This window comes from Brucella pseudogrignonensis (genome assembly GCF_031454375.1).
In the GTDB taxonomy this organism is placed as follows: Bacteria; Pseudomonadota; Alphaproteobacteria; order Rhizobiales; family Rhizobiaceae; genus Brucella; species Brucella pseudogrignonensis_A.
Map to the genome: position 1 here is coordinate 1 of NZ_JAVDQT010000025.1, position 1253 is coordinate 1253.

A 1253-nucleotide genomic window follows, 5' to 3' on the forward strand; every position below is an offset into this window, starting at 1 on the left:
ACACTGAACGTCACAGAACCTGGCGCTTACTTCGTTAAATGCACACCGCATTATGCCATGGGCATGGTGGCTCTGCTGGTTGTCGGCGACAACCCTTCAAACCTGGAACAGATCGTTGCAGCCAAGAAGCCAAAACCAGTGCAGGCGAGACTCGAAAAAGCAATCGCCAGCGCACAGTAACAGACTGTTGGAGATTGCAGATATTGGTCCGGTGACGAGGCTATTATGACAAGACAGGAAGGCCTGCTGGCCACCCCCGCAGTGATGCCCTCCGAACGACGCGGCGCAATCGCGCGGGGGTTTAAAAAGACCGGACCCGCAATTTTTAGCTACGGCTTTCGCCCATTTTTTCTGGGTGGAGCCATCTGGGCAGTTCTGGCCATGCTGCTCTGGATATTATCGCTCACCATAGGCCTTTCTGTCGGTGGTGCTTACGGCGCACTTAACTGGCATGCCCATGAAATGGTGTTCGGTTTTTCTTCCGCAGTTCTTGCTGGCTTTTTGCTGACTGCGGTGCCCAACTGGACCGGCAGATTACCCGTTTCCGGCATGCCACTCGCTCTGCTATTCGGAGCATGGTTTGTCGGTCGGTTGGTGTTTCTCAATCCGGATATAACGAATATCTATGTCGCGGTTACCATTGAGAGCCTCTTCCTGCCCTTACTGCTTTTCATCTGCGCGCGTGAAATCGTTGCAGGTCGTCAATGGAAAAACCTTAAAGTTCTGATTGCTGTAGGTGTCGTTACGTCCGCCAATATCACTTTTCACTCTCTGGCACTCAGTGGTGGTGACGTTGCGATGGCAAACCGTATTGGGGTCAGTGCCTATGTGCTTCTGATCATGCTGATTGGTGGTCGCATCATTCCAAGCTTCACCCGCAACTGGCTCAACAAAGCCGGATTAACGCAGTTTCCAACCTCGTTTAACCGCTATGACGGCTTGTGCATTATTGTAGGAGCTGCGACCTGCATTGCCTGGGTGGCGATGCCTGAATCTTCAGTCACTGCTATTCTCGCCATCATCACTGCCGTTCTTCATACAATCCGGCTTTACCGTTGGCGGGGCTGGAGTGTGGCGCGCGAAAAGCTGCTGCTCGTTTTGCACATTGCCTATGCCTTTGTACCTCTTGGTTACATTGCGATCGCTTGCTCAGCGCTTGGCCATCTCAATCCATTTTCTGCACTTCACATCATGACGGTAGGTGTTATCGGTTGCATGATGTTAGCCGTCATGACGCGAGCCACACGCGGGCA

The 1253-nt window shown here is 52.7% G+C and carries 2 protein-coding genes; both read left to right on the forward strand.

Annotated elements, in window-relative coordinates; all coding sequences use genetic code 11:
* Positions 1-180 (forward strand): plastocyanin/azurin family copper-binding protein (locus tag J2782_RS22775; protein WP_310016446.1); only part of this gene is annotated, 180 nt, incomplete at its 5' end.
* 45 nt (positions 181-225) lie between these two features.
* Positions 226-1253: NnrS family protein (locus J2782_RS22780; RefSeq protein WP_310016448.1), on the forward strand; the 1028-nt coding region annotated here is incomplete at its 3' end.